This window comes from Thiomicrorhabdus hydrogeniphila (genome assembly GCF_054656895.1).
Map to the genome: position 1 here is coordinate 1848436 of NZ_BAAHXL010000001.1, position 25646 is coordinate 1874081.

General features: G+C 38.0%; 24 protein-coding genes. 5 read left to right on the forward strand and 19 right to left on the reverse strand.

All coding sequences use genetic code 11. The features are described 5' to 3' along the window. Positions 1-22: 22 nt before the first annotated feature. Positions 23-397: a thioredoxin gene (gene trxA / locus ACYQ0E_RS08365; protein WP_460187779.1), complete on the forward strand. Its 375-nt coding sequence runs from the start codon at positions 23-25 to the stop codon at positions 395-397. 157 nt (positions 398-554) lie between these two features. Beyond that, positions 555-1430 carry an SDR family NAD(P)-dependent oxidoreductase gene (locus ACYQ0E_RS08370; protein WP_460187780.1) on the forward strand — a complete coding sequence of 292 codons (876 nt, stop codon included), beginning with the start codon at positions 555-557 and terminating at the stop codon, positions 1428-1430. A gap of 392 nt (positions 1431-1822) precedes the next feature. Here the strand turns inward: ACYQ0E_RS08370 and ACYQ0E_RS08375 are convergent, their stop codons facing one another. Continuing rightward, entirely contained in the window at positions 1823-2155 is a 333-nt protein-coding gene (locus ACYQ0E_RS08375; RefSeq protein ID WP_460187781.1) for a thioredoxin family protein, read from the reverse strand. Positions 2156-2244: 89 nt separating this feature from the next. Further along, entirely contained in the window at positions 2245-3573 is a 1329-nt protein-coding gene (locus ACYQ0E_RS08380; RefSeq protein ID WP_460187782.1) for a DEAD/DEAH box helicase, read from the reverse strand. Between the two features lie 270 nt (positions 3574-3843). Here ACYQ0E_RS08380 and ACYQ0E_RS08385 point away from each other — a divergent pair, with 270 nt between their 5' ends. Then, on the forward strand, positions 3844-4302 hold the full coding sequence (locus tag ACYQ0E_RS08385; RefSeq protein WP_460187783.1) for a YaiI/YqxD family protein: 459 nt from the start codon (positions 3844-3846) through the stop codon (positions 4300-4302). Positions 4303-4354: 52 nt separating this feature from the next. Then, positions 4355-5107: a VIT1/CCC1 transporter family protein gene (locus ACYQ0E_RS08390; RefSeq protein ID WP_460187784.1), complete on the forward strand. Its 753-nt coding sequence runs from the start codon at positions 4355-4357 to the stop codon at positions 5105-5107. Positions 5108-5210: 103 nt separating this feature from the next. Here the strand turns inward: ACYQ0E_RS08390 and ACYQ0E_RS08395 are convergent, their stop codons facing one another. From ACYQ0E_RS08395 to ACYQ0E_RS08440, 10 genes are all read right to left on the reverse strand, one after another. Next, positions 5211-6782: a pyruvate kinase gene (locus ACYQ0E_RS08395; RefSeq protein ID WP_460187785.1), complete on the reverse strand. Its 1572-nt coding sequence runs from the start codon at positions 6780-6782 to the stop codon at positions 5211-5213. Between the two features lie 132 nt (positions 6783-6914). Beyond that, the gene (locus tag ACYQ0E_RS08400; protein WP_460187786.1) at positions 6915-7844 is read right to left on the reverse strand and encodes an ROK family protein; all 930 of its coding nucleotides are present in this window, start codon (positions 7842-7844) and stop codon (positions 6915-6917) included. After that, positions 7845-8528 (reverse strand): class I SAM-dependent methyltransferase, encoded by a 684-nt coding sequence (locus ACYQ0E_RS08405; protein WP_460187787.1) that lies wholly within the window; start codon positions 8526-8528, stop codon positions 7845-7847. Positions 8529-8602: 74 nt separating this feature from the next. Then, positions 8603-9364, reverse strand: a complete 762-nt coding sequence (locus ACYQ0E_RS08410) for a ferritin-like domain-containing protein (protein ID WP_460188708.1) — start codon at positions 9362-9364, stop codon at positions 8603-8605. A gap of 270 nt (positions 9365-9634) precedes the next feature. Then, the gene (locus ACYQ0E_RS08415; RefSeq protein WP_460187788.1) at positions 9635-9991 is read right to left on the reverse strand and encodes a hypothetical protein; all 357 of its coding nucleotides are present in this window, start codon (positions 9989-9991) and stop codon (positions 9635-9637) included. A 117-nt stretch (positions 9992-10108) separates the two neighbouring features. Then, positions 10109-10591, reverse strand: coding sequence for a DUF4149 domain-containing protein (locus tag ACYQ0E_RS08420; RefSeq protein WP_460187789.1), 483 nt, complete (start codon positions 10589-10591; stop codon positions 10109-10111). Between the two features lie 286 nt (positions 10592-10877). Continuing rightward, a complete protein-coding gene (gene greA, locus ACYQ0E_RS08425) occupies positions 10878-11354 on the reverse strand; it encodes a transcription elongation factor GreA (RefSeq protein WP_460187790.1) in 477 nt (158 codons plus the stop codon). Between the two features lie 129 nt (positions 11355-11483). Next, entirely contained in the window at positions 11484-14699 is a 3216-nt protein-coding gene (gene carB / locus ACYQ0E_RS08430) for a carbamoyl-phosphate synthase large subunit (protein WP_460187791.1), read from the reverse strand. Between the two features lie 18 nt (positions 14700-14717). Continuing rightward, a complete protein-coding gene (gene carA / locus ACYQ0E_RS08435) occupies positions 14718-15851 on the reverse strand; it encodes a glutamine-hydrolyzing carbamoyl-phosphate synthase small subunit (protein ID WP_460187792.1) in 1134 nt (377 codons plus the stop codon). A 486-nt stretch (positions 15852-16337) separates the two neighbouring features. Beyond that, positions 16338-16718: an NlpC/P60 family protein gene (locus ACYQ0E_RS08440; RefSeq protein ID WP_460187793.1), complete on the reverse strand. Its 381-nt coding sequence runs from the start codon at positions 16716-16718 to the stop codon at positions 16338-16340. Positions 16719-17222: 504 nt separating this feature from the next. On the opposite strand from ACYQ0E_RS08440, the gene msrA reads away from it, so the two are divergent. Next, the gene (gene msrA / locus ACYQ0E_RS08445; RefSeq protein ID WP_460187794.1) at positions 17223-18455 is read left to right on the forward strand and encodes a peptide-methionine (S)-S-oxide reductase MsrA; all 1233 of its coding nucleotides are present in this window, start codon (positions 17223-17225) and stop codon (positions 18453-18455) included. A gap of 96 nt (positions 18456-18551) precedes the next feature. On the opposite strand, the gene ACYQ0E_RS08450 is transcribed toward msrA, so the two are convergent. From ACYQ0E_RS08450 to ACYQ0E_RS08480, 7 genes are all read right to left on the reverse strand, one after another. Further along, on the reverse strand, positions 18552-18845 hold the full coding sequence (locus tag ACYQ0E_RS08450) for a hypothetical protein (protein ID WP_460187795.1): 294 nt from the start codon (positions 18843-18845) through the stop codon (positions 18552-18554). Positions 18846-19036: 191 nt separating this feature from the next. Further along, the gene (gene dapB / locus ACYQ0E_RS08455) at positions 19037-19837 is read right to left on the reverse strand and encodes a 4-hydroxy-tetrahydrodipicolinate reductase (protein WP_460187796.1); all 801 of its coding nucleotides are present in this window, start codon (positions 19835-19837) and stop codon (positions 19037-19039) included. 42 nt (positions 19838-19879) lie between these two features. After that, entirely contained in the window at positions 19880-21049 is a 1170-nt protein-coding gene (dnaJ, locus tag ACYQ0E_RS08460) for a molecular chaperone DnaJ (protein WP_460187797.1), read from the reverse strand. 205 nt (positions 21050-21254) lie between these two features. After that, positions 21255-23174 (reverse strand): molecular chaperone DnaK, encoded by a 1920-nt coding sequence (dnaK, locus tag ACYQ0E_RS08465; protein ID WP_460187798.1) that lies wholly within the window; start codon positions 23172-23174, stop codon positions 21255-21257. A gap of 238 nt (positions 23175-23412) precedes the next feature. Next, a complete protein-coding gene (gene grpE, locus ACYQ0E_RS08470) occupies positions 23413-23997 on the reverse strand; it encodes a nucleotide exchange factor GrpE (protein ID WP_460187799.1) in 585 nt (194 codons plus the stop codon). 311 nt (positions 23998-24308) lie between these two features. Further along, complete coding sequence (locus ACYQ0E_RS08475; RefSeq protein WP_460187800.1) at positions 24309-24536, reverse strand: hypothetical protein; 228 nt, start codon at positions 24534-24536, stop codon at positions 24309-24311. A gap of 56 nt (positions 24537-24592) precedes the next feature. Beyond that, a complete protein-coding gene (locus tag ACYQ0E_RS08480) occupies positions 24593-25639 on the reverse strand; it encodes a cytochrome d ubiquinol oxidase subunit II (RefSeq protein ID WP_460187801.1) in 1047 nt (348 codons plus the stop codon). Between the last annotated feature and the right edge of the window lie 7 nt (positions 25640-25646).

Here is a 25646-nt window from a genome sequence, read left to right on the forward strand (position 1 = left end):
TTAAAATCTCAAAGGAAAAAACATGGCCATAATTAATTTAAAAACGGAACAGTTTGAAGAAACCATTGCCAACAATGACATCGTCATATTCGACTTTTGGGCCGAATGGTGTGGTCCTTGCAAACAATTTGGTCCAGTATTTGAAGAAATCTCTGAAAAATACCCAGACATCGCTTTTTGCAAAGTGAATGTGGAAGAAGAAGAACAACTAGCCGGCATGTTTCAAGTACGTTCAATCCCTACGCTAGTATTTATGCGTGAAAAAATTGTTGTCTTCTCAAACCCTGGCGCTATCCCTGGAACAGCTTTAGAAGAAGGTATTGGCCAACTTTTAGAATTAGATATGGAAAAAGTCCATGCTGATTTAGCGGCTGAGCAAGCTAAGCAAGAAGGTTAATTTTTAACACTTATCTCTTCGCTTTTAAGGGTGCTTTTTCTATATCTGCACCCTTTATATATCCCTCCTCAAAAACCAACCAGAATCAGCCACTTTAAGTTAATAAATCCCCTATAATCATGTAAACATTTCAATACCTTTTGCTTACGGAATTTACATGTCACAAAACACTTCAGTTACTCAAATCTTGCCACCCAGTACCATTTTAATTACTGGCTGCTCTACGGGCATTGGTTACCATACCGCTCATGCTCTTAAAAATTTAGGCTATAACGTCATTGCCACTTGTAGAAAACAAGAGGATGTAAGCCGTTTAAAAGAAGAAGGTTTGACTTGCTTTCAATTAGATTTAGCTTGCAGTGTCTGTATTGATTTTGCCCTTACGGAGATACTAACCAAAACCGATGGAAAAATTGACGCCCTCTTTAACAATGGTGCTTTTGGCTTACCTGGTGCAGTAGAAGATTTAACTCGTGAAGCCATGGAATATCAATTTAGAACCAATGTATTTGGTACCCAAGAACTCACCAATAAAGTCGTTAAAATCATGCGTAAGCAAGGTCATGGAAAGATTATCTATAACAGCTCTATTTTAGGCTTTGCCGCCATGCAATATCGTGGCGCTTACAATGCCAGTAAGTTTGCCATTGAAGGTTTTGCAGATACCTTAAGAATCGAAGTAAAGCAAGACAACATTCAAGTCAGCCTAATTGAACCCGGGCCAATATTGTCTGATTTTAGAAAAAATGCTTTTGAACAATTTAAAAAATGGATTAAGGTTGAAGAAAGCGCACATAAAGCAAAATACCAAGCAATGATTGCGCGTTTAGAAACCGTTGGCCCAAGTGCCCCATTTACCTTAGGACCAGAAGCCGTAAGCAAATGTGTGCTACATGCTTTACAACATAAACAAGCCAAAATTCGCTACCGTGTCACCGTACCCACCATTGTTTTTGCCTACCTAAAACGCATTTTGCCAAACCGTTGGTTAGATGCTCTTTTGATTAAAGCCGGTGGAGATGGGAAGCGTTAACAACTATTTTTTATATAGATTAAAAAGCAATCAATACATCATTAGGCTTTCAAAAGTAGATCAGTTCAAGGCAAAGAAACGTGAAGTTTACTTACAAGGTAAATGAACACTTCCTTAGCGCAGAAACAACCTGCTTAGAAAGTATTAACGACTATTTGTTAATCATTAGGCTTTCAAAAGTTGGTCAGTTCAAGGCAAAGAAACGTGAAGTTTACTTACAAGGTAAATGAGCACTTCCTTAGCGCAGAAACAACCTGCTTAGAAATTATTAACGACTATTTGTTAATCATTAGGCTTTCAAAAGTAGGTCAGTTCAAGGCAAAGAAACGTGAAGTTTACTTACAAGGTAAATGAACGTTGCTTTAACGCAGAAATGGCCTGCTTTAGGAAGCCTAATCAGAGAAGACCATTGAATAAGGTCTTGCTATGTCTTGCATGACTTTCTGTAAACTAAAACTGCGTACTTCTTCTATAAATCGTTGACCGGTAAAAAATACTTGTAAAGTTGGCAAGGTAAACACGCCATTTTGTGAGCAAACTTCCGTTACTACATGGCAATCTACATAGACCAATTTTACTTTTGGGTAGCTCTCTGCCATTAGGTCGATCAGTTTAGGTTTAATTGAGTGACACACATTGCACTCTTTTCCACCAAACAAAATCAATAAGGCATCTTGTGATTGTTTTAAGCTTTCAAGCTCTTCTAAAGTTTCTATATTTTGCATAATGAATCACCCACTTTAGTTTTTACTCATCTTTAAATATCAACATTACATTCAAACGCAGCATTTTACCAGGCCTGGTAAAAACCAAATTACCCTTTAGTATTATTGGTTTGGCTCGTATTTTTATTACTGTGTCTACTACCAGGTTTATTACCACGATTACCTGGTACATTATTACCACTTCGATTTTCGCCAGAACGTTGGCCATCTTGATGATTGGTTTTTGGTTTCTTTGGTTTTTTAGGTTTTTTTGGCTTTGGATTTAAACGTGATTGCTTAACTGGGTGAGTGGGAACATAGCCGTCTAGTTTTCTACGTTCTAATAATTCGCCAATTAGTCGTTCAATATCAAACAGTAATTTATCTTCTTCTGAACAAACTAATGAGATGGCTTCTCCGCTTGCACCTGCACGCCCTGTGCGTCCAATTCTATGCACATAATCTTCTGCTACATTTGGTAAATCGTAATTCACAACGTGTGGAAGTTGGTCAATGTCCAAACCACGTGCAGCAATGTCGGTGGCAACTAATACACGAATGGCGCCCGATTTAAAATCAGCCAAGGCTTTGGTACGCGCCGATTGGCTTTTGTTTCCGTGAATAGGTGATGCGGTAATCCCAATAGCATTAAGTTGTTTGGTAATGCGGTTTGCGCCGTGTTTGGTTTTACTAAAAACCAAGACTTGTTCCCATTTATTATCGACAATTAAATCAATTAATAATTTGGTTTTATGCCCTTTATCTACTTCATAAATCCATTGTTCTATTTTCTTTACGGTGCTATTTGGTGGTGTTACTGAAATTTCGACAGGATTACGCACAAAACCTTTGGCTAATTCACGAATTTCGGGTGAAAATGTGGCTGAAAACAACAGCGTTTGGCGGTTTTTAGGTAGCAATTTCATAATGCGTTTTAAGTCGTGAATGAAACCCATATCTAGCATTCTATCGGCTTCATCTAAAACTAAAAATTCTAGCTGATTAAACTTAATGGCATTTTGACTATGTAAATCTAATAAACGCCCAGGTGTAGCGACTAAAATATCAACACCACGTCGTAAACGTTGCATTTGAGGGTTAATTTTAACACCACCAAATACGACATCTGAACGTAAAGGCGTATGTTTACTGTATTGAAAAACGCTTTCTTGCACTTGTGCGGCAAGTTCACGAGTTGGCGTTAAGACTAAAGCTCTAGCCTGGTTACTTTGTGGGCGTTCGCCTTTTAATAATCGCTCTAACATGGGTAACGTAAAACCTGCCGTTTTACCTGTACCCGTTTGAGCGGCCGCCATAATATCCTTGCCTTCTAAAACAACAGGAATCGCTTTTTCTTGAATGGGTGACGCTTTGTTATAACCAAGCTCTGTTACCGCTTGTAAAATAGGTTCTGATAAACCTAGAGAGGAAAAATCCATAATATCGCTCTTTGCTGATTGGCAAAGAAAAGTAAAAAATTACGATATTTGCCATAATTAAAATGAGCGGGTAGCTTACCTTAAGAACCTACATAAAGCCATTAGATTACTTTTAAATTTTTGCTTGATTACAAGTCAATAAACTAAACCCTATATTCACTTATATTTAGGCGTCTACCGACAAGGTTAACCTTAAGAAATTAAAGCAAAATATAAATGCCTAATTGCTGTGCTAGAATTTAGCCATAATCTAATAATGTGAAAATAAATATGAATATTTGGGTTGATGCCGATGCCTGTCCGGCAGTTATTAAAGAAACGCTATTTAGAGCGGCCAACAGAACAGAAACCTTAACAACCTTTGTTGCAAATCATGCCATACACATACAGCCTTCTCCTTGGATTAAGTTTCAACAGGTACAGTCAGGATTTGATGTCGCAGACGATAAAATTGTTGCTCAGTTACAGTCTGGTGATTTAGTTATCAGTAGCGACATTCCTTTGGCGGCTGAAGCCATTGAAAAAGGCGCTATCGTACTCAGCCCTAGAGGCGAGTTGTATACTGAATCTAACATTAGAGCGCGCCTAAACATGCGGGACTTTATGGAAACCTTACGCAGTACTGGAGTTGATACTGGTGGTCAAAATGCTATGAATAAAACGGATAGACAAGCGTTTGCCAACCAACTTGATCGTTGGTTAACCAAAAACAAATCAGCGACACTCTAAACAATAATCTAAAGCAAATATGATTGTTAGCAGATAAACACTTGGATAATTTATGAAAACAAAACATCAAGAAAATCTTGAATTTGAACATCAGCCAGAAATCATTGCTCAAAGATTAGATTCTCCACAAAAAAAACAATATATTTCAGATGCTGTTTTAGGTGCTATTGATGGTTGTGTGACCACATTTGCTATTGTTGCTGGTGCCATTGGTGCTGGTTTTTCATCCAATGTGGCTTTGATTTTAGGTTTTGCCAATCTTTTTGCGGACGGCTTTAGTATGGCCGTAAGCAATTATGAAGCGAACAAAGCGCAAAAAGAATATGTTGAAAGTGTGCGTAAGATGGAAGCTGAACATATTCAAAAAATCCCGGAGGGAGAACAAGAAGAAATTAGACAGATATTTCAACGCAAAGGATTTGAGGGCGATATCTTAGAAAAAATAGTCGAGACCATTACCCGAAATCAAAATCTATGGATTGACACCATGTTGATTGAAGAACATGGTTTACAATTACAAACTCAAAATCCAATAGAAGCTGCATTAACAACCTTTGGCGCATTTTTATTGGTTGGCGTCATTCCACTTATACCATTTTTTATATCAGCAATTACGATTGATCAACAATTTATGGCGAGTGCGATATTAGCAGGAATTATGTTTTTTCTAATTGGTATGTTAAAAAGTATGGTGTTTGCAAAACCCATTCTAATTTCAGGAATACAAACGCTTATTACAGGCAGTGCTGCAGCCAGCTTAGCATTTATAACAGGCTATATTCTAAGAGAACAATTTGGCATTTAAAATAATCATTTGCAAAGCAAATAACATGTTTACCACAGCTCTCATTTTTGCAAACCTATACTTTTAATGCCTAGTCGTTTTAAACTCAGTAACGAATAAAAACTTACCACTTTAAAGCTTTAAAATGGGTATGACTTTTAAACTGTTGTGCTTCCATGCTCTGTAATACATGGCTTAAAACAGAGACCGCTTCTGCAATATATGGTCCCTTATTAAGCATGATGCATTCTGCTCTTTGCGAGGTTGCAGCATCTGTAATTTCTGCACGTGATATGGTGCCCTCTTTAGCTAAAGATTCTAATACTTGGGTCGCCCAAACGACAGGGATATGCGCCGATTCACATAAACGCAAAATCGCATCTTGCATTTCTGCCATACGCACGCTTCCAAGTTCAACGGCTAAATCTCCACGTGCAATCATCACCCCAATATCTATATTTTTTGCTAATGATTGAAGTAATATATCAGGCAAATTCTGCACACCATCAGCGGTTTCAATTTTAACCAATATGGGTAAATCTGGACGTTCTAAATCAGTTAACTGCTCTTGTAAATAAAGCACATCATTAGCACACTCTGTAAAAGACAAACCAATCATGTCTGCATGTTGACTTACAAAAGTTAAATCTTTACAGTCTTTTTTACTTAACGTGGGTAAATTTAAGATTGTATCTGGGAGATTAATGCCTTTTTCAGTTTTTAACTTAGCGCCCTTTGGGCCTACTTGAGTGATTTGAAGCAGTAAACCACACTCACTTAACTCTTTTACCTGTAAGCCTATTTTTCCATCATCAAACCAAACACTTTGACCTATTTCAAGTAAATCTATAACGGCATCATAAGTGCACGTCACCATAACATTCACATTAACAGGCAAGTTTTCCAAAAGTTCAGTCTTTTTTGGCAACGCTTTACAAAGCAAAACCCAATCACCCTTATAAACCCTAGGTGCAATAGTTTCTATTGTTTGTTTGCTTTTTTTCTTATGTTTGCTTTTTTTATGGTTTTTTATCTTTTGATTAACAGCAACAATATCGCCTGTACGAATTTTATGACCTGCTAAATCCATTAAAATTTTACAATCTTTATCTTGGTTTCTTGCTACCAATCTAATATTGGTTATCATTTTTAACCAAGTATCTTCATTATCATGCGCACAATTAATTCTTGCATTATTCATACCTGCATTAAAAAAAGTTTCAATTAATTGTCTATCAGTCGTGGCTTCTGTTGGCATGGTAACCATAATATATTCAGAACGAGCTTTTGGATGTTGACCAAACATACGCTCTGAACGAGCTTGTAATAAACGGTATCCCTGTTCATAATCGACACAGAATTGTTCTTCTTCTATAGGCTTATTTTCATGTGTTGTTGCTTTTGTTAATACATCAATTACAGCATTAATATTTGTCATAACGTGTGGTTCAACACGCCCTAAAGAAGACAACCCTGCTTGTGCCAATCTAGATTGAAGACCATGAAGTTCTTCTCTTCTCATAACAACATAATTCAACAGGTTTACTAGACTAAATAAAGATGGCTTAGTTGCGTTTTGCACATTGAGGTTTAAAAGCCCTTTCTCGGTTTCAGATTCTATGCGCTGCTTAAGTTCTAATAAATCATTCAGTAAATCGGGTAATTGAACACAGGATGGAGAGACAACATGAGACATAGTAAGAAACCTTTTGTGAGTTAAGATCTCTATTTTATAAATTTGATTTTATTGCCAATTTAAGATTTTATGACAGTTAGTATTGCTAAGTCTTAACAAGCTAAGTTATAAGCAGCTTTGGAAAGTAAAGCATTACAACCAAGCCGCGCCACGTACGCCGCTAGAATCACCATACTTAGGCGCAACCAACTTAGTGTTTACTTCATCGCTAAACACCCACTTGTGCCAAATTTTAGGTACATCAGTATAAAGAGTAGGTACATTAGACATGCCGCCACCCAATACAATCACCTCGGGATCGAATACATTTATAACACTGGCTAACCCTTTGGCTAACCAAGTGATGTAATCTTGCATTTGTTGTTGTGCTTGTTTATCACCTTGTAAAGCTAATATTTCAATTTCTTGCGCAGTAAGAGTTTTGCCCGTTCTCAGAGCATAATGTGCCTGTAAACCACTACCTGATAGAAACGTTTCAATACAACCTTGTAAACCACAGTAACAATCCATAGCCACATCGTTTTTAGTTATCCAGGGTAATGAATTGTGTCCCCACTCGCCACCAATAGCATTAATGCCATTATGAATTTTGCCATTTATCACTAGGCCACCACCACAACCAGTGCCAATAATAACGCCAAAAACTGAAGCGGCTCCTTTTGCATTACCGTCTGTTGCTTCTGATAATGAAAAACAGTTTGCATCATTTGCCAATGTCACTGGACGATTTAATTTATATTGTAAATCGCCCTGCAAGTCTTTACCAATTAACCAAGTTGAATTGGCATTTTTTATTTTGCCTGTTTTGCTTGATATTGCACCTGGAATACCAACCCCTACCAGGCCTGGTAAATTTATTTTTTGAGTTTTAACCAGTTCTTTTTCAGCGTTAATTATTAGAGAAACAATGGCTTGAACGGTTGCGGCATAGCCCCCTTTTGGGGTTTGAATACGTTTTGTGTAAATCACTTTGGTATTATTAAAAGATACATTGTCGGTAAGCAAACCTATAATTTCAATTTTGGAGCCACCTAAATCAATCCCAAAACGTAATCTTTTCATTTACTTAACACTCTGTTTTTTTAAATGAATAGTAAAATCATTATCTAAATAGCCTTGAATCAACACAACTTCATCGGCAAACTCTTCACAATAGGCAACCATCTCTTTAGGCTTAAAGCTTTGTAAATCATAGCGACTTTGTACCCAGGCATGATTAGCATCTAAAAGATTAAAAGCCACACCTTTTTTACAAATACGATACATCTCTTTAATGACTGATTTAGCGTAACAGCCTTTAAACTGCGCGGTATTTTCAATTTCTGTTTCAACCACTTCATTTAATGCGCCTGAGAGCATCACATAATCAAACTGAGAATCTACAAATTGAGATTCCACTAATTCACCCTCTAAAATAATACTTTTTGGATGCAATGATTGAGCAGCTAGAACCATATCTGGCGATAAATCTAACCCGGTATAATTTGGAAGATAGCTCGAAGAAGCTAAATAATCGATTAAATCTGCAAAACCACAACCCACATCTAATAATGACCAGGCCTGGTTCTTTAAGTCATGTGAATTAGGAAGAATGGAGATTAAATTTTGAAAACGTATTTCTTGAATTTCACGATTACTCCAATACAACGCTTGCGGTTGGTAACCGTGGCGCTCAATAGATACCTTGTGACGAGTTTGAATTCTTAAACGTTGTTTTTGTGTTAATTTATCTGGTGAATGAGACATGTCATATCCGTTACGATTAGCAAGCAAATCTACAGCTAAAATAATAAAGAGTAATAAAGCCTAATAAAACCCAATTAGCTAATAGATTTTAACCAAGAAATCTCTTCTTCCGAAAACCCTGCTTCTTGGCGTGCTTCAAAGTTAAAAGGCCCACGTAAATCACCATGAAAGTAATTTTTGATAATGTGTTGAAATTCATTAAATGGATTTAAATCACGTTCAGCACATAAATATCTAAACCAACGCGTACCTACTTCTACATGCCCTATTTCATCTCGTAGTAATATTTTTAAAATCTCTACACCGCGTTTATCACCAATAGAACGTAATTTACTGATCATTGGAGGGGTAACATCTAAACCTCGTGCTTCAAGCGTGCGAGGAACTAAAGCCATTCTAATCAGTGGATCATGGTCCGTTTCATAAGTGGTCATCCATAAACCATCATGAGCCGGCATATCACCATATTCATAACCTAAGTGGTTTAAATGCTCTCTTACCATTTGAAAGTGATAAGACTCTTCGCCGGCAACGCCTAGCCAATCACGGTAATATTCATACGGCATATCTTGAAAACGATACACCGCATCTAATGCTAAATTTACTGCATTAAACTCAATGTGTGCAATGGAATGCATTAATGAGGCATGACCTTCATTTGAACCTAAACGTCGCCTTGGTAAGTCTTTGGGCGGCACTAATACAGGTTTTTCTGGTCGTCCGGCATCTGGAACACGTACTATTGTTTTAGTAGGAGTCATTTCAAACACATCATTAGACCAATCTTCTTGTAGTTTGGAAAGTTGGGTAACTTTTTGGTTTAAGTCACTTTCCATTAAACAGGCGTAAACAGATTCAAATAAATTTTGTGATTTTTGTTGCGAAGAACTTTTTGACATAACGACTCTTTAATGTGGCTGAATTCAATGTATTACAAGTGGGATAGCTAGATTGGACAAACTAGAAAAACTTAGATAATCGCAGATTATGACATGATTATAAGTCTATTAAAATGCCTAGCATAAAGGCGTAAATAAAAATATTGTCACTAAAACAAAAAAACCGGCCAAAAGACCGGTTTTTTTCAAACAAGAATTACAACCAAATTAACGGTAGTAAGAAGCTTGTAAGAATGGAACACCTTTATATTGTTTTGCATCAATAGCATCAAATAATTTGGCCCATTTTGCACGATCTTCTGGAGTCATAACATATGAAGGATTTTTAGCGATTGTTTTGTCGCCATATTTTGCTTCAATTTTAGATAATTCACCCATGCAAGTTTTTACATCAGTTTTTTGCTCGATCGCTCTAGCTGCTGTACCACCATCTTTTTTAGCTGTTGCAATTACATTTTCAGCATCAGCGATACATTGGTTGTATACATCGTCTGCTGCTTGTGCGTTCATAGACATTACCGCGATGGCAGAAACGAATAATGCTTTTAGTGTTAACTGTTTCATTAATTAAACTCCGAAGTTTTGATTTGTCGCTTTAACTCTTCAATTTTGACTGTTTTCAAACTAAATTGCAACCCTATTTGAATTAGAAAATAATGAAATGCTTATAAACTTTTTTTATCACTTATATACATTCAAATTAAGGATTTTTACTGAACGGTAAACACTCCAAATTAACGCAATAATAACAATAAGATACCCAACTTGGTAGACACCATGCAATGAAGCAAAAATTGACCAATCAGCAGAATCAGATGTTAGACCTAATGGATAATCTTCTTTAATTTTATTCATCCAAGGACTAATCCAAAATAATAAAAGTAACATTATTAAGACAACGATCCTATTTGGCCATATTGAGACAAAGGTAAATTTATAAAATTGCTGCCAAAGGAGCAATAAGATTAAAACCGTTAAGGTGACATAACCCGATATTTGAAACAATATTCCAGCAATATCTCCGGCTGTTTTTGTGTCTAATGAATCAAATAAGACTGGAGTAACAAAGTAACCAAGCGTGATTAAAAGCGTCAGCAAAAATGATTGTAATACCAATCCTATAGTTAAATAATAAGATGCAGGTTTACTCAATTTAACTGACATTATTTGCTCCTTAGTTAAGGTTTATATAAAGGTATCTCTGAGACCTTTACACGAGACAGGGGCACAAGAAAAACAAGATAGAATTCTTTAGATTTAGGCTAAAAAACACGCATAATAAGGAGTTATTGGGTGATTTTTTTAGCTTGAAGATAGAGAACTATAGCTGTTTTTATGTGTTCATGGTCTCGTGCAAAGGTCCCTCTATATAAAATAGATATAAAAAAAACCAGGCCTAGTAAATTTACCAGGCCTGGTTGGCATTTCAATTTAGCTAACCGATTAAACGTTAAATATATTGAACGGTAATAATTTCATAATCAATATCACCACTTGGCGCTTTTACCACAATCTCATCACCCTCTTCATGACCAATTAAGGCACGAGCAATCGGTGAGTTTACAGAAATTTTATTAACTTTAACATCTGCTTCTTCATTTCCTACAATTTTGTAGGTTAACTCTTCATCAGTATCAATGTTTAAAACCGTAACTGTCGCTCCAAAAACGATTTTTCCACCCGCATTTAGCTTAGTAACGTCAATAATCTGAGCGTTAGAAAGCTGACCTTCTATCTGGCTAATGCGAGCTTCTGCTAAACCTTGTTGTTCACGAGCAGCATGGTATTCTGCATTTTCTTTTAAGTCGCCATGTTCACGTGCATCAGCAATCGCTTGGGTAATACGTGGTCGATCTTCTTTTTTTAATTTGTTTAATTCGGCTTGAAGGGCATCTGCACCTTCTTTTGTCATAGGATGCTTTTGCATAACATCTTATCCTTTTTATAATTTTGATAGTACAAGCAAGTCATGTATAACGACTCCTTGTATGTAATAAACGTAAAACGCCAAAGCCTAATTTAATTAGACTTTGGCGCAATGTAAAAGCCGTTTAAATTAGTGTATATCTTGTAATCGTGTTACCGGCTGATCATCTAAGTAATCCATAGCGGCAACCATACCAAATGCACCAGCAATTGTCGTTGTATAACAAGTTTTATGCATTAAAGCTTCACGACGAATTGACGATGAATCTTGAATACTAACAGAACCATCTGAGGTATTAACAATTAATGCAATTTCTTCATTCACAATTGAATCGACAATATTTGGACGACCTTCTGTCACTTTATTCACTGCTTCACACTCAACCCCCGCCTCTTTTAACGAGGTTGCTGTACCGCGTGTTGCACAGACATCAAAGCCTTTTTCAATCAGTTTTGTGGCGAGCTCAATCACTTTTACACGATCTGCTTTACGCACAGATAAAAATGCTTTACCTGAACGTGGAAGAACAGTACCCGCAGCTAATAAAGCTTTTGAGTAAGCTTGTGCAAAGTTAGCACCAACCCCCATAACTTCACCCGTAGATTTCATCTCAGGCCCAAGAATCGGATCTACACCCAAGAATTTAATAAATGGGAAAACCGCTTCTTTAACAGAGAAATGATTAGGTTTAACCTCAGCAATAAATCCTTGCTCAGCCAGTTTTTGACCAACCATACAACGAGCAGCAATTTTAGCTAACGGATGACCAATGGCTTTAGAAACAAATGGTACAGTACGTGATGCACGAGGGTTAACTTCAAGCACATAAATATCGTCACCTTTAACGGCAAACTGTGTATTCATTAAACCTACAACACCTAAGGCACGTGCCATTTTTTCAACTTGAACACGAATACGATCTTGAATATCAACTGAAATACTATAAGGCGGTAATGAACAAGCTGAATCACCTGAGTGAATACCTGCTTGCTCAATATGTTCCATAATACCGCCAATCACGACCTGTTCACCATCACAAATGGCATCAACATCTAACTCAACCGCATCATCCAAGAAACGATCAAGTAACACTGGCGATTCGTTAGATACATCAATTGCTGCTTGCATATAACGCATTAAATTCGCTTCGTCATATACAATTTCCATTCCTCGCCCACCCAAAACATAAGATGGACGTACCACTAATGGGTAACCAATTTCTTTTGCTAAAGCGGCTGCTTCACCTGCATTGCTTGCAATACGGTTAGGTGGCTGAAGTAAGTCATTGTCATTTAGAATTTTTTGAAAACGCTCACGGTCTTCAGCTAAATCAATTGATTCAGGTGAAGTTCCAACAATAGGTACACCTGCGGCTTCTAAATCTTCTGCCAATTTAAGTGGCGTTTGACCACCGTATTGAACAATGACACCTTTAGGTTGTTCAACTTCAACAATCTCAAGCACGTCTTCAAGCGTGAGTGGTTCAAAATATAAACGGTCAGAGGTATCGTAATCGGTCGAAACCGTTTCAGGGTTACAGTTAACCATAATGGTTTCATAACCATCTTCACGCATTGCCATTGCTGCATGCACACAGCAATAATCAAACTCAATACCTTGACCAATGCGGTTTGGCCCACCACCTAAAATCATGATTTTGTCACGATCTGTTGGGTTAGCTTCACACTCTTCATCATAAGTTGAGTACATATAAGCGGTAGAGGTTTCAAATTCTGCAGCACAGGTATCAACACGCTTGAATACAGGACGAATATTTAACGTATGGCGGAACTTACGAACAAACGCCGCATCGGTATCTAATAGTTTTGCTAAACGGTTATCAGAAAAACCTTTACGTTTTAAATTACGTAGGTAAGCTTCATCAAGTGCATCTAAACCGCGTTGCTTAACGTTGTCTTCCATATCAATCAGTTCTTTGATTTGCGCTAAGAACCATGGATCAATTTTACAAATATCAAATACGGTTTCTAGATCCCAACCAGCACGGAAAGCATCGGCCACGTACCATAGACGTTCTGCACCTGGGTTACGTAACTCTTGACGTAACTTATCTTTAATGTCTTTCTCTTCCATTGTCGCCAATGGCATAATTTCATCAAAACCAGATTTGTCTGTTTCTAAACCACGTAGTGCTTTTTGAATAGATTCTTGAAAGTTACGACCCATTGCCATAACTTCACCTACCGACTTCATTTGAGTCGATAAGCGATTTTGTGCTTGCGGGAATTTTTCAAATGTAAAACGAGGTACCTTAGTAACAACATAGTCAATTGTAGGTTCAAAAGAAGCCGGTGTTGCGCCGTTAGTAATATCATTTGAAAGTTCATCTAAGGTATAACCTACGGCCAACTTGGCGGCAATTTTAGCAATTGGAAAACCGGTTGCTTTTGATGCCAATGCAGACGAACGAGATACACGAGGGTTCATTTCAATAATAATCATTCGCCCTGTATCAGGGTGAATTGAGAACTGAACGTTAGAGCCACCTGTTTCAACACCAATTTCACGCAGTACAGCCAAAGAGGCATTACGCATGATTTGATATTCTTTATCAGTTAAAGTTTGTGCGGGTGCAACGGTAATTGAATCACCGGTATGCACACCCATTGGGTCTAAGTTTTCAATTGAGCAAACAATGATAGAGTTATCGTTTTTATCACGAACCACTTCCATCTCATACTCTTTCCAACCTTCAATAGATTCTTCAATCAATAACTCTTTAGTTGGTGAAAGCTCTAAACCAAATTTACAAATTTGTTCAAATTCTTGCTTGTTGTAGGCAATACCACCACCAGAACCCCCTAAGGTGAATGATGGACGAATAACCGTTGGAAAACCAACTTCAGCTTGAATAGCCCAAGCTTCTTCAAGATTATGCGCCACATCAGACTTAGGCATATCTAAGCCAATTTTTGTCATAGCTTGACGGAAACGATCACGGTTCTCGGCTTTATCAATTGCGTCTGCTTTAGCACCAATCAACTCTACATTGTATTTTTCTAAAACGCCTTTGGCATCTAAGTCTAATGCACAGTTTAGAGCGGTTTGGCCACCCATTGTTGGCAAAATAGCATCTGGACGTTCTTTAGCAATAATCGCTTCAACCGTTTTCCATTCAATTGGCTCAATGTAGGTAGCATCGGCCATTTCAGGGTCAGTCATAATGGTGGCTGGGTTAGAGTTCACTAAGATGACACGGTAGCCTTCTTCTTTTAACGCTTTACACGCTTGAACTCCAGAGTAATCAAATTCGCATGCTTGCCCAATAATAATAGGGCCAGCACCAATAATCATAATACTTTTTATATCACTTCTTTTTGGCATTCTTTTTCCTACTATTGGTTATGCGTTTTTGGCGCTTTTCATGTTATCAATAAACTGGTCAAATAAAGGGGCAACATCGTGCGGACCAGGGCTTGCTTCTGGGTGACCTTGAAAGCTAAAGGCTGATTTATCTGTACGCGAAATACCTTGTAAAGTACCGTCAAACAAAGATTTATGCGTGGCTTTTAAATTAGCTGGCAATGTTTCTGCATCTACCGCAAAGCCATGATTCTGTGCAGTAATCATTACTTTTTTAGTTTCGCTGTCTTGAACAGGATGGTTGGCACCGTGATGACCAAACTTCATTTTAACGGTTTTAGCACCACTGGCTAACGCCAATAATTGATGCCCTAGACAAATTCCAAATACAGGCACTTTGGTTTCTAAAACTTTTTGAATGGCTTCAATAGCGTAATCACATGGCTCTGGATCACCAGGACCATTTGATAAGAAAACACCATCTGGATTCATGGCTAATACGTCTTCGGCTGGTGTTTTTGCTGGTACAACCGTTAGTTTGCAACCACGGTCGGCGATCATGCGCAGGATGTTACGCTTAACGCCATAGTCATATGCCACGACATGGTACTCATTATTGGCAGTACAATCTGCATGCCCTTCGCCTAAAGACCAAGACCCTTCAGTCCAAACATAGGTTTCTGCCGTAGTCACTTCTTTAGCTAAATCTAACCCTTTTAAACCACTAAACGCTTTGGCTTTTGCAACCGCGTCGTCGGCATCAATATTTTCGCCCGCTACAATCACACCAGATTGTGCACCTTTAGTACGTAAAATACGTGTTAATTTACGAGTGTCTATATCTGCAATTGCCACAACGTTTTGTTCTTTTAAGTATTCTGGCAATGATTTTTCAGCACGAAAATTACTCATTACTGGAGGACAATCTTTAATAACAAGACCTTGAGCCATAATACGAGAAGATTCTTCATCCTCTGCATTAACACCAACATTACCAATATGTGGATACGTTAATGTAACGATCTGTTTAAAGTAAGAAGGGTCTGTAAGGATTTCTTGATATCCTGTCATCGAGGTGTTAAATACTACTTCACCTGTTGTTTCCCCTTCCGCACCGAGCGAGGTTCCCCAAAAAAGGGTACCGTCTTCTAAAGCCAGCAAAGCCTGTGTCATCTATACATCCATCCAAAGTGATTTGAAATTAAAACGCTATTTGCTAAATTTGTACGGCACATACAAAAAAACGGAGCCAGTCTCCAATGAAGACTCACTCCGTTTCTTAGTTGCTAAATGAACTTAATCATCTCCGCTAAATACCCCGTAAACTGCAAATAACTGATAATTTCAGTCGCAAAAATTAATAACGCGAATTGTACTCGATTTGCTGACTTGTGTCTATATCAAATACCGCTAAAATTCGGCTTTTATTCAATACGTTAACATTTAATTTTAATATCCGATAAACCCTGTTTTTTAAAATGAATCGCTCTGCTCATTATCGTTATGATTTAAAACGAAGTAGATCACAACAAGTAATCCGTATTACACGACTTTTATTTATAAAATAAATTTGTTTTTACGTTTTTACCAGGCCTGGTAAATTGCAAATTAGATAAGCTATCAAACGTTATTTGATAATAGAGTAAAACACCCAGATGATTACCTTATACGTTTAGAGAGATAATACGTTTTTCTCCAATACACGTTATTTAAGTTAGAAATAGTCACCCCTTTACTGGTTGAGGCATGTACAAATTGGGATTTTCCAATATAAATACCGTTGTGCAAAGAGTTTCTGCCTGTTTTAAAAAAAACAATGTCGCCAACTTTTAAATGCCTTTTTAACACTCGTTTTCCCAACTTTATTTGGGTACGAGTTGTTCTTGGAATCGTATACCCAAGTTTAGAACGATAGGTATTTTGTACAAAGGCAGAACAGTCAACCCCGTTAAAATCAACACCGCCATACTCATAAGGCGTGCCTTTCCATAATTTATATTGAGATAAAATTAAACTTTTTACTTTACTAGAATCTGACAAATTAACCGGCTTAGCCGCTTTAAATGAATAAGAAGACTTACTTGGCGAACTCGAGCACCCGTTTAAAAAAAGAACCATTAACCCTATCAGCATTAAAAATGCCTGATTAAAACGGCTCTGTTTAGTCCATATTTTATTATTTACCAGCAACACAAAAACCACTCATTATTTATCTCTTGCAAGCATTCTATCAATTGAAACTAAATATTAAGGCACTAAATACTCTATTTATTACCCTTGGCATTAAAAACACAAAGTCACGCTTAGTGGCTTTTACTATACCAACCATTCAATCATGAACAAAGCATGAATATAACGTCATTGTAAGAAAGTTTATTTAGATTACACTGTCTGTATTAGTTAAGAACAACAAATAAAACGTAATAACAAAGGAAGCCTATTATGAAAGCGAGACCCTATAAAATAACTCAGCTAACTAAATGGCTAATAGCCTTTATAATACCCTTAACATTAAGCCTACAAAGCTGCGCCAAGGAGCCTGACATGAGCAATAAAAATGATATGGAAGTCACCAATATCGACAGCCAGTCTATTGTATTAGGCATGGGCTGTTTTTGGGGTGCCGAAAAACGCATGTCAGAAATACCAGGCGTTATTGATGTGCAAAGCGGTTACGCTGGTGGTGACGCTAAAAAAGCCGGCTATAAAGACGTACTTGGATTAGAGCAAAAAATTCAAATGGGCTTAAGCCATGAACGAAATCATGCTGAAGTGATTAAAGTCACTTACAACCCTGAAATGGTTGATTTAAAAACCATTTTAATTAAATTTTGGGAAAGCCATAACCCTACCCAAGGAAATCGCCAAGGTAACGATGTAGGTACAAATTACCGCAGTGTTATTTACTACCAAACCGATGCTGAAAAAAATCTAGCCGAAGAAACAGAGGCGGTTTATCAACAAGCTTTAACAAAAGCTGGTTTTTCAAAAATCACCACTGAAATTGCCCCATTGGTTAACTATATTCCTGCAGAAGAATATCATCAAGACTACCTTAAAAAGAACCCTAATAGCTATTGTGGATTAGGTGGTACAGGGGTTGCCTATCCAGGATCAACCACAAAACAGCACCCGCAACTTTCTACAAGGGATGTAAATAAAAAACAGCAACTGATTGTTTTTGAAGCAGAAGACTGCCCATACTGCAAAAAATTTACCCAAGATGTTTTAAGCACTTGGAAATCAGAAGTCCCTATCATCGCCACCCTAAACCCAAACCCGCCACAAGGTTGGACATTAGAAAAAGCGCTGTTTGCAACACCAACCATCGTCTTATTTGAAAACGGTAAAGAAGTATCGCGTTTTACAGGTTATAACGGTGATAAAGCCCGTTTTTGGAAATGGTTAGGTTTCAGACTATTAACGCCAGAACAACGCCAAATTGCCTTTGAGGATGGTACAGAAAGAGCTTTTACCGGATCACATTTAGATGAAACCCGACCTGGCTATTTTGTTGACCCGATTACAGGTGCAAAACTGTTTAGAAGTGATACTAAATTTAAAAGCGGCACAGGTTGGCCAAGCTTTTTTAACCCAGTTGAAGGCGCAATAACAGAAGTGGAAGACAACAGCCACGGAATGCACCGTGTAGAAGTAAGAAGTGCGAGTTCAGGGATTCACCTTGGCCACGTATTTGACGATGGCCCAGCCCCAACTTATAAACGCTACTGCATTAATGGCAATGTATTAAAATTTGTGCCTGATAAAGCAGAATAAATTTAAAAAAATACACCCATAAAAAAACCTACCCAATAATAAATATACTGAGTAGGTTTTTATTGTTTCGAAAAATATCAAACGTATTATTTAAAATTATTTTTTCTTAGACTTCTTATCTTTTTTGTCTTTTTTCTTTTTCTTGTCTTTTTTCGATTTTTTAACTTCTTTGTCTGACTCTTTTTTCGCTTCTTTTTTTAACGCTTCTTTATCCGCTTTTTTCTCTGATTTCTCAGCTTCTTTTTTTGCGTCTTTAGTCGCTTTTTTAGCTAACTTTTTTTCCGCTTTTTGAGCTTGTTCAGCTAATTTTCTCTCAATTTTTTCTGCTGTTTTTAAAGCGGCTTTTTTATCTAGTTCTTCATCACTTTGTATCTTAGATTTTTTAGACATAAGTTCTAATACCTCAATTTTTCATAACTCATTTATATTTCACTTTTCCCACTTTACCAGGCCTGGTAAATTAATCCAATCATAAAATAAAAAGGCACTCAATTAATCTAATTGAGTGCCTGTATTGACCATAAACAATGGTAATTAGCGGTAATAATAAAACTTAATTAATTATCTAAAAATGTAATAAATTATCTTAAATTTAAGACATCTTGCATATCAAATAAGCCTTTATCTTTATTAGATATCCAATTACAAGAACGAGCCGCACCATTTGCAAATGTCATACGACTAGAAGCTTTATGAGTAATTTCTACACGCTCGCCTTCGGTAGCAAATAATACGGTATGGTCACCAACAATATCACCTGCACGAATGGTAGCAAAACCAATGGTATTTGGGTCACGTGCGCCAGTAATGCCTTCTCGTCCATAAACTGCACACTCTTTTAAATCACGCCCTAAGGTATCGGCAACCACTTCACCCATACGTAATGCGGTACCCGATGGCGCATCGACTTTATGGCGGTGATGCCCTTCAATCACTTCAATATCGTAACCTTCGTTAAGCACTTCAGCCGCTTGTTTTAACAGTTTTAAACACAAGTTAACCCCCACACTAAAGTTAGCCGCAAAAATAACGGCAATGCTTTCTGCTGCCTTATCAATAGCCGCCAAACCAGCATCATCAAAACCCGTTGTACCAATCACAATCTTTTTATTGTGATCCACACAGACATCTAAATTATGTACGGTGGTAGCTGGTGTAGTGAAATCGATTAAAACATCAAAGTCATCCACTACCTTTTCAATATCACCCACAATGGCAACACCAAGTTTACCCACACCAGCTAGTTCACCAGCATCAGCACCAATTAATGAACTTTCAGGGCGTTCAATCGCGGCACTCACGGTTAAACCTTGCGTTTGATTTACCGCATCAATTAGGTTTTTCCCCATGCGTCCTGAAGCTCCAATAATGGCTACTCTCATGTTTTGTTTCCTTTTGTATTTCTAGCGTGAATCAGCGTTTAATTAGTTCCAAGGTTCATCTTTGTCTTTTTTTGATTTTGAATCGTCGTCATCACCAGTAAAGAATGATTTAACGGAATCAAAAAAACTATGCGTTTGAGGACTATGTTGTTTGTGATGTTTACCTTGCAAACTCTCATCAAATTCTTGTAATAATTCTTTTTGACGTGCCGTCAATTTAACGGGAGTTTCAATATTCACTAACACAATCATATCACCAATATGTGAAGTTCTAACCGACTTAACCCCTTTACCAGCCAATTTAAAACGTTGGCCAGACTGAGTACCAGCCGGCACTTTTAAGCTGGCACTGCCGCCTAAAGTAGGTACGTCAACCGATCCACCCAATGCCGCTGTGGCAAAACTGATTGGCAATTCACAATATAAAGTATTGCCATCACGTTCAAATATAGCGTGTTTTTTAACACGAATACGCACATATAAATCACCACGTGGTGCACCTGGCTCACCCGCTTCACCTTCACCTTGAAGACGAATACGATCGCCCGTATCGACACCTGCTGGAATCTTAACTGACAAGGTTTTATTGTCATGTGTATAGCCTTCACCACGGCATTTTTTACACGGCGTTTTAATTAATTTACCTGAACCATGACAGCTAGGACAAGTACGATTCACCGCAAAGAAACCTTGTTGCATACGTACTTGGCCCGCACCATGACAGGTTGGGCAAGTTTCTACATCACTACCTGGTTCAGCGCCTGTTCCATCACAAGCATCGCAAACATCTTTGGTTGGAATGCGAATATCAACGGTTGTACCTGCTACCGCATCTTCTAAAGAAACTTCTAACTCATACTGTAAATCTTGGCCAGGTTGCGGACCTCTTTGCCCACCAAAACCGCCACCAAAAATATCGCCAAAGATATCGCCAAACGCGTCACCAAAACCACCGCCGCCGCCAAAGCCGCCACCACCGTGACCACCTTCTAAACCGGCATGACCAAACTGATCATAAGTTGCACGCTTTTGTGCATCTGACAACACTTCATAAGCTTCTGCGGCTTCTTTAAATTTATTTTCTGCTTCGGCATCATCAGGGTTACGGTCAGGGTGATATTTCATTGCCATTTTGCGATAGGCTTTTTTAATTTCACCTTCAGAAGCCGTTTTTGAAACGGATAGGATTTCGTAGTAACAGGTTTTACTCATCGATTTCTCGTTTTATTCTTTAATCTAATTAATATCAAAAAACTTTTAACCACGAAGACACGAAGTCACGAAGTTTTTAAGATTGTTTTCGGATACAAACTAACTGTTTAAATAGAAAAGCACGAAGACCTTTCCATTTTGATAAATTTAAAATTAAATTCATCAAAACTTCGTGCCTTCGTGCCTTCGTGGTTAGCTCTAAGAATTACTTTTTATCGTCATTCACTTCTTCAAACTCTGCATCTACGATATCGTCATCTGCATTGTCTGCTGAACCTTGCTCTTGAGCTGCTTCACCACCATCTTGCTGTTTAGCTTGTGCTTTTTGAGCAATTGATTGACTTGCTTCACCTAGTTTGGCCACTGACTCTTCAATCGCTGCTTTATCAGAACCTTTAATGGCTTCTTCTACTGCTTTGATTGCTGTTTCTACGGCTTCTTTTTCAGCTGCATCAACGGCATCACCAGCGTCTGCTACCATTTTATTGGTTGCGTGAACCATAGCGTCTGCTTGGTTACGAGCTTCAACAAGTTCTTTCATTTTTGCATCTTCTTCAGCGTGCGCTTCAGCATCTTTAACCATGGCTTCAACTTCCGCATCACTTAAACCAGAAGAGGCTTGAATTGTGATGTGTTGCTCTTTACCAGAGTTTTTGTCTTTAGCCGATACATTTAAAATACCGTTGGCATCAATATCAAACGTTACTTCAATTTGTGGTGTACCACGTGGCGCTGCTGGAATTTCATCTAGGTTAAATTGACCTAATGATTTGTTACCAGAAGCCATTTCACGTTCACCTTGAACTACGTGAATCGTTACCGCATTTTGGTTATCTTCTGCAGTAGAGAATACTTGTGACTTACGTGTTGGGATTGTTGTGTTCTTCTCAATCAACTTAGTCATTACACCACCCATAGTCTCAATACCTAGAGATAGAGGAGTAACGTCTAATAGAAGTACATCATTAACATCACCAGAAAGTACACCACCTTGAATCGCTGCACCCATTGCTACGGCTTCATCAGGGTTTACATCTTTACGTGGCTCTTTACCAAAGAACTCTTTAACCGCTGCTTGTACCATTGGTACACGAGTTGAACCACCAACCAAAATAACATCGTCAATTTCAGACGCTGAAAGACCTGCATCTTTAAGTGCCATTTTGCAAGGCTCAATAGAACGCTTAACTAGGCCTTCAATTAAAGATTCAAACTTAGCACGAGTGATTTTCATGTTTAAGTGTTTTGGCCCTGTTGCATCTGCAGTAACGTAAGGTAAGTTAATGTCAGTTTGCTCACGAGAAGAAAGCTCAATTTTTGCTTTTTCTGCTGCTTCACGAACACGCTGTAAAGCCAACTTATCTAGTTTAAGATCAACGTTTTGGTCTTTTTTGAATTCTTCAGCAATGTAGTCAACAATTACGTTATCAAAGTCTTCACCACCTAAGAAAGTGTCACCATTGGTAGAAAGAACTTCTACTTGTTTTTCACCATCAAGGTCTGCTACTTCAATGATAGAGATATCAAAGGTACCACCACCTAAATCGTAAACAGCAATTTTGCTGTCGCCAGTCGCTTTATCCATACCATAAGCAAGTGCTGCTGCGGTTGGTTCGTTAATAATACGTTTTACTTCTAAACCAGCGATTTTACCTGCATCTTTAGTCGCTTGACGTTGCGCATCGTTAAAGTAAGCAGGCACTGTTACTACCGCTTCAGTCACTTCGTGACCTAGGTAATCTTCTGCCGTTTTCTTCATTTTCATAAGAGTACGAGCAGATACTTCTTGTGGAGACAGTTTTTTACCTGCTACTTCAACCCATGCATCGCCGTTATCTGCAGCCACAATCGCATAAGGAACCATGTCTTTATCTTTTTGTACAACCGCATCATCGGCACGACGACCAATTAAACGCTTGATTGCAAATAGTGTATTTTCTGGGTTTGTTACCGCTTGACGTTTTGCTGAATCACCTACTAATACTTCACCGTCTGCTGTATAACCAACAATAGATGGTGTTGTACGTACGCCTTCTGCGTTTGGAATAACTTTAACTTCTTTGCCTTCCATAACCGCAACACATGAGTTGGTGGTTCCTAAATCGATACCAATAATTTTAGCCATTTGATTTTCTCCAAATTGCAAACTTAAGATTTACCAGGCCTGGTAGCTTAGTTAAAGCGTTTAATACCCTGAAAATTTAAGTTAATACTTTTAATTAAATATGTTTGTTTTACTTAGTTGACTTGTATATAAGGTTGTTAAACAAGCTTTCAAGTCTAAAAACCACTTTTTTTGTGTTTTTGTTGTGTTTTCTAATCATTTTTTCTAAACACAAACAAATCCGTTCACATAAAAAGTGTTACTGAGCCACAATCACGCGTGCTGCACGCACTAATCGTTCATTTAATGTGTACCCTTTTTGAATCGTATCCACAACCGTGTTGCTTTCATGGTCAGGTGACGGAATCATGGTTAATGCCTCATGCAAAGTTGGGTCAAATTTTTCACCCGTTGGGTTGACACGCTCAACACTAAACTCTTGTAATACATCTAGCATTTGCTTAAAAGTCATATCTAGACCTTCACGAATACTTTCAATGGTTGCTTCTTCTTTAGAAGCCGCATCAATCCCCATCTCCATAGAATCCATAGCTGGCAATAACGCATTAACAAACTTTTCTAATGCATATTTATGTGCGCTTTCTACATCAAGACGAGTACGACGGCGTAAATTTTCCATATCCGCTTGAACACGTAAGGCCAAATCTTTATGCTTTTCCGCTTCTGCTTTTGCTTCTTCTAATAAAGCTGCAATATCTTCCTGAACCGCTTCTTGTGCATTATCTAAAGCTTCTTCAGCCTGTTGAGCCGCTTCTTCTGCGGTTTGATTTTCTACAGTTTCTGCATTAACGTCATCATTCATTTTTTGCTCTTTTTCAGACATGGTTATCTCCAGTAAATATCTAGTCGGGGGTTTTATAAGGGATAGCTTTGAGTAATTCAAGCCAAAGAAGGATTTTTTTTAAAAGAATTTACCAGGCCTGGTAAATGTCAAAGAGAAGTAATGAATCTCAAGTATTCATATTGCTTTAGATTACCGTAAAAATTTCATGATTTACAAATACCAATCATGCCAAATCAGGGTTAACAAACCAATCATCATAAACGCCTCATGCCAAGTTACGTAGCAACTCTCTAGGCATTTCTGTTTACTTTTGATATTGATAAGCTCTTTTGCGTGACCTTAACCTCTGCTTAAAAGGTTTGCTTTATGATTATTGCTCGCTCTTTTAACACCAATATTAAAAAAATCGAGAACATAAATAACCCCATCCCTCCTGCTGACCACCATAATATTTTAGGTAATCCAAAGATTAACTGAACAAGGACGACCCCGGCAACAGGCCCAATAAAAAAAAGTGCCATGGCGCGTAAACGCCATAACGCTTTTATGGTTGGAGATGAGGATAAAAAAGTATTCATTAACTTCAGTCTGTCATAATTTGTTTAACTAATAAGCCGTTTAACTAATAAACCGTTTAACTGTTATACCCTGCCAATTTATTAAGTCGAGCACGAAATACCCAGGCCTGGTAAAAGTTATAAGAAAGCATAACCGGCACAAAACCGAGCATAACGTAAGTAAAAGCACCTGAGTCATTTGAAGGGCTTGCAGCATCGTAAATGGTCATAGTACCTGGTACAAACCAAGGGAAGAGTGTAATCATCATAATGACAAAATTAATAAAGACAATTACGCCTAACCAAAGCATGGCTTTAACATCCTTTTTTTGATGCGATGCACGGCGCATGGCCCATACGGCATACAACACCACAGCACCCGAAAGTACATAAGCCCACCAATAAGGCCCAATCCATTTATCTCTTGCCCATGAAAACTGAATAAATGTCCAGATTACGGTGCTTAGAATGGCAACGAGAGAGAGGTAAAACATCACATTTGTCCAGACTAAAGCTTTATGATAAATAGTACTTTCTCTATCAAAACGTGCTCTAAGATACACGCCTCCCGCTAACGAAGCGGCAATGGTTGCTGTTACTCCAGTCCACGCGCTAAAAGGTGTTAAAAAATCTAAAGCGCCACCTGAAAAGTTAACGATTGTGGTACCCGTGGTTGGAAACCCTTGTAAAAAAGCGCCTAAAGACACTCCTGCAAAAAAGGCCACCATTAAACTACCAATACCAAAGCCCCAATCCCAAAACACTCTACTGCGTTTTGAGTAGTGGTGAAACTCTAAAGAGACCGCTCGTATAATAATTCCCCAAAGTACAAACATCAGCGGAATCATTAAATAATGAAAAAGTGCGCCATAAGCCATTGGAAATGTTCCAAAAAGCGCGCCACCAACTACCACTAACCAGGTTTCATTTGCATCCCAAGTACCCGCCATAGAAGCCATAATAGCGCCCTTTTCTTCACTGTCAGAATGAAATAAAGAGTAGATACCTGCTCCCAAATCTGAACCGTCAAGAATAATGTAAACGACCACAAACAAACCAATTAAAATCCACCAAACCAGTGTCACCCATTGCTCTGGATGAGTCATACTCATAATATGCTGCATATTTTTT